Origin of the sequence: Asaia sp. SF2.1, assembly GCF_000505765.1 — a bacterium.
In the GTDB taxonomy this organism is placed as follows: Bacteria; Pseudomonadota; Alphaproteobacteria; order Acetobacterales; family Acetobacteraceae; genus Asaia; species Asaia bogorensis.
Genome location: NZ_AYXS01000049.1, coordinates 98,311 through 103,954, shown reverse-complemented (window position 1 = coordinate 103,954; position 5,644 = coordinate 98,311). Strand labels below are relative to the sequence as shown.

Genomic DNA, 5,644 nt, shown 5'->3' with positions numbered 1-5,644 from the left:
CCCCTTCCCGGCGCAGGTAACGCAGATGGGCGGCGAGCGGCGCCTTGCGCCCGCTGTGGCGCACGACACGGGCCTTGACGGTCACGCGGCGGACACGGCTGGTCAGCAGACGATTGGCCCTGGCTGCTGCGACGCGGCCACGCCCGAAGGACGAGCGGGAACCGCCGCCGCTGCGGCCCGATCGGAAGCCACCGCCTCCGGCACGCTGGGCCGAGGCGAGGGCCTGGGCGACGAAGGGCTTGAGCCGCTGGGCGCGGGGCGAGCGGATGCGGCCCAGACGGGGCTGGAAATCATTCTCGCGGGCCATTGGCGCCCCCAATGTGCGAAAAAGACAGGTGCAACAAGGAAAAGTAGGGTCGGCAAACATTGGCGGAGAGGGAGAAACATTGTGTAGGAAAGGAAAAAACGCTGGAAAACCAACACCCCAACCGAGGCGCAATGTGCGCCCTTTTATCTCGCCTCTCCTTTGCCCAGACCCAGTGCGGTCCCTGATCCCTGCTACGATCCGTCATGAGAAACGCTGGACCACGCCGGACCACGATTATGCGCTGACCTGCGACCGGCTGCGAATGGGCGGTAAGGAGAGGCGGATTCGGCATGGTCATGGTGCCGACTCCCTGTCAGAAACCGTCACGAACAGGCCAGCGGAGTGCGGTGCAATAGGCAACAGATCGCGTGCGGTGATGTTGGCAGACGCATCGTTCGCGCGTGCGAAAAAGATCGGCGCGCGTCTCCAGGCCAGGGGATCGGGACGCGCCGCCGGAAGCGGTATTGCGTCACCGTTCTGGCCGAGAAGAGGCAGAAGACCGGCGACATAGGCGAGGGTTTCGGGCGGCAGCGGACGTTGCCGATCGCGGAAGTCCTCGTAGCGTCCCGGTCCGGCATTATAGGCTGCGAGAAACCCCGGTGATCCGTAGCGATCGTGCATCTCGCGCAGATACGCGGCACCCGCGAGAATGTTGTCATGCACATCGAATGGATCACTTCCCAGCCCATAGCGGACACGCAGGTCGGCCCAGGTCGCGGGCATGATCTGCATGAGGCCGAGCGCGCCTTTCGACGAAATCGCACTGGTATCACCGCCGCTTTCAGCACGCATCACCGCCCGTATCCAGGTGGTAGGAACGTCGAAACGGCGGACTGCCTCAGCGATTTGGGCAGCAAAAGAATCGGTGTCGGCGAGTGTCGAAACCGACGCCGCCCGTGTCTGGTCGGCAGCAGCTAATACGCCGATCGCGGTGATGCCGACAGCGAGGAAGAACGCGGGTCGCATCGTCTCAATCTCCTCTTTCGGCGCGCTTTGACGGGCGCGTCCAGTTCAGCACCCAGACCGCGCGGTCGTCGGCGGTGCGGAAGAGATTGGCCCGGATGGGCTGCGTGAAGGCGGGATCGTCGAGTGCTACGGCGACGTATTCACCGGCCCTCTCGCCGGTGCGTTTCCAGCCTGCGCCGACCTCCGGACCGTCGGCATCGGTGAGATGGATGCGATAATCCGGTGCATGTTCGGCGTCGGAAAAATCGGCCGGAATGAGGATAAGATCCTGCGTCACGGTAAGGGTGCGAATACGCCCGGCAAAGCCGGTTTTGGTGCGGGTGAAAAGACCGATCTGTGCCATCTTAGTGTCCTTTCGCGGATGGATTGGAGGATAAGGCGACGGCCTGGCCGCTCCCGGATGGAAGCCAGACCGGAGTGGCTCGGCCGATGACGGTGGAGAGGGGCAGCGCGCCAAAATATCGGCCATCGAGACTGCGTGGCTCGGCCGGATTCATGACGAAGACCTGGCCGGGATCGAGGTGTTGGCAACCCCGCCAGACGGGCAGCGGGCGACCACGATGATCGACGGATCGCGCGTCGCCAGCGAATTTTCCGTCGATGGTGATGCGTTGTCCGGTACGGCACACGAACTGCCCTGCGATGGCCGCTACAGGTTTGAGCAGGGGCACACCGAGAGGGAGGTAGCCGCGCGTCGCCAGCAGCATCGCCTCGCGCTCGGGCAGACGGACAGCGGCCAGATCGCCGACATGCGGCGCAGGGTCCGTGTGCAGCCGATAAAGCCCGACGGGCACGCTCGCCGTTTCGTTCCAGATCAGCCGGGGCATAGGATGCAGGGCCAGCGAAACGCCCACACCGAGCACCGCGAAATAGGTGGCGAAGAACCAGCCACGCCGGGTCATGACGTCACCTGCCGCCGCTTGAGCCAGGCTGCGTGCTGCTCGCGCGTGTAGCTGCGGGGCTCATGTCCGGCAGTGATGCGATGGTGGAGATGCCGCCAGTAATCGGGCGCGGCATCCGCCGGGTCGATGCCCAGCGCGTCAACAGCGTCGATCGCCCGAAGCACGCGCTCGACCCTCGGCCAGCTATCGACACGCAGGAGGATTTCGCCACCGGGACGCACAAATGGCAGAGTCTGGAATGGACTTCCTGCTTCCACCGCCCGCACGATGTCCACGCGGGAGACCGTGGCTCCCAGATCGTTCGACGCCCAGCGGACGAAGGCGAAGATGCTGCCCGGCGCGAAACTGGAAATGCGGCGGCGACCATCAAGGATCTGTTCGTCAACGCGGTGGCCGAAGCGCAACCAGTGCTCGATACGCTTCTCGATCCAGGTCAGTTCGACATGGGTCAGCGACGCCGCGCGGCGATGCGGCGGCGTAGAAAATCGTCCGTTCATGGCACGTCTCCGGGATTGTCAGGGAACTCACGGGCGAGCAGCGCGCGCAGCATGTCGGCGACGGTCATGCCGCGCTGGAACGCCGCGACCTTGATGCGGGCGCGCAGCGCCGGCGTGACGTCGATGGTCAGCCGGGCGGTGAAGTGGTTGGCAGCCGCAGGCTTGTCCGGCGCCTTGACCCAGCGTTCCGGGTCGGCGGGGCGCGACGCGAAGCCGGGTAGCGTGCGACGCTCTGTCATGGCGATATTCCCTCGCCGAGCGGCAGCACGGACGCGATACGGTCGCGCGCTTTCTGCGCCATGACAGGATCGATCTCGCAGCCGACATAGCGCCGACCGGCGAGCCGACAGGCGACGCCAGCAGCCCCCGAGCCGGCGAACCAGTCGCCCACCAGGCCACCCGGTGGGCAGCTCGTGCGGATCAGGATCTCCAGCAACGCCACCGGCTTCTCGGTCGGGTGGATGGCCCGGCCATGCGTATTACGGACCGGAATCACGGAGCGCATCAGGCGCGGGCCACCGTCCTCGCTGACGTAACGACCGGCATCGATCCGACCCATGTGGGGCGGCCGGTGTTTCCGTCGTACCGTGCGTGCCCGTGCGTCGGACGTGGTCGGAACCACGTTGTAGACGGCGCGCCAGGGCGTATCGTCGCGATAGAACTGGACGATCAGTTCATGCACGCGCCGGAACCGATCGGCATGGAAGCTGGAACCGTTCTGCTTCTCCCAGACCAGTTCCTGGGCATATTTCCAGCCCGCATTCCGAAATGCCGCGTTGGATGCAAGGAAACTCCGCAGGGAGCCGAAAACCCAGAGCGAGCCGCTGGGTTTCAGGGCAGCGAGCGCCTTGCCGGGCCAATCCGCTATGCGCCGGTCCCATGCGAGCGACGTATCGCCATAGGGGGGATCGACCAGGATCATGTCGTAGGGGCCGTGCCAGGGCATCAGGAGCGCGCTGTCGCCGGTCAGCAGGGTCATGACACCAGCCCCCCAATCTCGGCTGTCAGTGCGGCGATTTCGCGGGCGGCAATCCCCTGCGGGCGCAAGTCGCAGACCAAGCGGCCGGTGCGCGCCATGTCGGCGAACGCGACCCGCTGGCCGATCCGCGCTGCCAGCGCCGCCGGCTCATGCCCCACCAGCGCCAGCCGGGTTTCGCGGGCGATCACCGTGCGCGCGGCGCAGCGGTTCAGCACGAAACGGGCCAGCAGACCGGGACGGAAGAGCCGCGCTTCCGCCAGCAGCCGCAGCATTTCGGCCGAGGCCCAGCCGTCGAACGGCGAAGGCTGCACCGGGATCAGCACCAGATCGGCCGCCAGCAGGGCGGAGCGCAGCAGCGCCGCCACCCGAGGCGGACCGTCGATGACGACGTGATCCACCCCCTGAGCCAGTTCCGGCGCCTCGTGATGCAGCGTGTCGCGCGCCAGGCCGATCACGCCGAACAGGCGGGGCAGTCCCTCCCGTGCGCGCTGCGCCGACCAGTCCAGCGCCGAGCCCTGCGGGTCGGCATCGATGACCGTCACGCGCCGGCCTTCCCGAGCCCATTGGCCCGCGAGATGCAGCGCCAGCGTCGTCTTGCCGACGCCGCCCTTCTGGTTGAGGAGGGCCACGATCATGGCCCGTCTCCGCGTGCTTTTGGGCCGGAAACGGAGGGACCAGGGCCGTTATCCGCAAGGCGGCCCGCCCCATCAACATAAGAGTTAGATTCTAAGTTAGATAAGTTAAGGGCCGGAATCGCCGTTTCAGGCCAAAGACTTAGCTGCGATTCGTGCGTGCGAAGTCCCGATAGTCCTGCGTGTGATGTCCCGATAAGGGTTGCGTGTGAAATCCCGATACCATTCACATGGTTATCCACAGGAATTGTGGATAAGTCGGCCGGCAGGATGCGGAGCAATTCGCGCGCGCCGTCGCGCTCGATGCCCAGGCGATAGCCGGGCAACGACTGGCGGGCGGCGATATGCCGGATCTGGATGGCGAAATCCGAGACACGCACCAGGCTGCCGGATTTCGCATGCAGATGGGCGATCTCGAAGGTCCAGCCCGCACGCTGGCGGCCAGCATGCTTGCGGGCGATGCGATAGAGCCAGCGTTCGATGCCGCCGGTGAGGCGGAAATAGGCCGGGTCGATGGCAAGCACGAGCGAGCGGTCGATCACGCCGCGATAGAACCATTCGGGAATGACGATCTCGACACCAGCGGCGCGGCCCGTCTGGCTGGCACAGATCTCCCATTCGGTGATCCAGGAGAACTGCTGACGGCGCCAGTTCTGGCCGTTGCGGATCGTAGTGGCGACCACGGTGGACTGGAGCCGGGTCAGTGCCGCCTTGAGTAGCCCATAATCCCGCGCTCCCGTCTGACGCCCGATACTGCTCAGAAGCTGATAGGGCGTGAAGCGCAGGAAGCGCGATGTCGTAAGACCAAGATTTTCCGCCTCGACGATCTGGCTGGCGGCCCAGATCAGCACATCGGCGTCCCAGATCGTCGCCATGCCATGGTCGGGCATGCCGAAGACTTCGACACGGACGTCACCGGCTTCATAGAAGATCGGCACCGTGCGCTTTGTCTTCGCGAGCGAGAAGAACGGTCGCTCCATCAGGTCGCGCTGATCGCGCGGGCTGGCATCCCCGCCGGAGACCACGAACGGGTCGAGCCTGTTGCGTTCGCTTGCGCGCCTGGAACGCGGAATACCCGGCGCGGCATTCATCGTGGGTCATGCCCGGCGGCACGCGCCGCGTCATAATTCGGGTCGGAGGTGGATTTGCACGCACCGGCGGCTGCCCATACGTCGAGGTCATCGATCAGATAGACGACGCGACCACCAAGCTTGCGGAACGTCGGTCCTGTACCGTGGCAGCGATATTTTTCCAGTGTGCGCGGCGAAAGTCCGAGAATTTGCGCAGCCTCATGGGTGCGCAGATAGCGCGCCGGTGAGGGCGTGGGTCTGTTGAGCATGATATGCCTCCGTCCGGTTTTG

Annotated in this window: 9 protein-coding genes and 1 pseudogene; all 10 read right to left on the bottom strand. The window is 65.4% G+C overall.

Annotated elements, in window-relative coordinates; translation table 11 throughout:
* Positions 1-307: pseudogene (locus tag P792_RS0120240) on the bottom strand (type VI secretion protein); the annotation flags it as partial.
* A 294-nt stretch (positions 308-601) separates the two neighbouring features.
* A complete protein-coding gene (locus P792_RS34075; RefSeq protein ID WP_023979786.1) occupies positions 602-1,273 on the bottom strand; it encodes a lytic transglycosylase domain-containing protein in 672 nt (223 codons plus the stop codon).
* Between the two features lie 4 nt (positions 1,274-1,277).
* Positions 1,278-1,616: a DUF736 domain-containing protein gene (locus P792_RS34070; RefSeq protein ID WP_023979785.1), complete on the bottom strand. Its 339-nt coding sequence runs from the start codon at positions 1,614-1,616 to the stop codon at positions 1,278-1,280.
* A 1-nt stretch (position 1,617) separates the two neighbouring features.
* Positions 1,618-2,175: a S26 family signal peptidase gene (locus P792_RS34065; RefSeq protein ID WP_023979784.1), complete on the bottom strand. Its 558-nt coding sequence runs from the start codon at positions 2,173-2,175 to the stop codon at positions 1,618-1,620.
* Complete coding sequence (locus tag P792_RS34060) at positions 2,172-2,672, bottom strand: DUF2840 domain-containing protein (protein ID WP_023979783.1); 501 nt, start codon at positions 2,670-2,672, stop codon at positions 2,172-2,174. The genes P792_RS34065 and P792_RS34060 overlap by 4 nt, the downstream gene beginning before the upstream one ends.
* Positions 2,669-2,911 carry a hypothetical protein gene (locus tag P792_RS34055; protein WP_018308123.1) on the bottom strand — a complete coding sequence of 81 codons (243 nt, stop codon included), beginning with the start codon at positions 2,909-2,911 and terminating at the stop codon, positions 2,669-2,671. Before P792_RS34055 ends, P792_RS34060 begins: the two co-directional genes overlap by 4 nt.
* The gene (locus P792_RS34050; RefSeq protein ID WP_018308124.1) at positions 2,908-3,651 is read right to left on the bottom strand and encodes a site-specific DNA-methyltransferase; all 744 of its coding nucleotides are present in this window, start codon (positions 3,649-3,651) and stop codon (positions 2,908-2,910) included. Before P792_RS34050 ends, P792_RS34055 begins: the two co-directional genes overlap by 4 nt.
* Positions 3,648-4,286: a ParA family partition ATPase gene (gene parA, locus P792_RS34045; protein ID WP_018308125.1), complete on the bottom strand. Its 639-nt coding sequence runs from the start codon at positions 4,284-4,286 to the stop codon at positions 3,648-3,650. The genes P792_RS34050 and parA overlap by 4 nt, the downstream gene beginning before the upstream one ends.
* Positions 4,283-5,374: a replication initiator protein A gene (locus tag P792_RS34040; RefSeq protein ID WP_018308126.1), complete on the bottom strand. Its 1,092-nt coding sequence runs from the start codon at positions 5,372-5,374 to the stop codon at positions 4,283-4,285. The genes parA and P792_RS34040 overlap by 4 nt, the downstream gene beginning before the upstream one ends.
* On the bottom strand, positions 5,371-5,622 hold the full coding sequence (locus P792_RS34035) for an AlpA family transcriptional regulator (protein WP_010668883.1): 252 nt from the start codon (positions 5,620-5,622) through the stop codon (positions 5,371-5,373). Before P792_RS34035 ends, P792_RS34040 begins: the two co-directional genes overlap by 4 nt.
* Between the last annotated feature and the right edge of the window lie 22 nt (positions 5,623-5,644).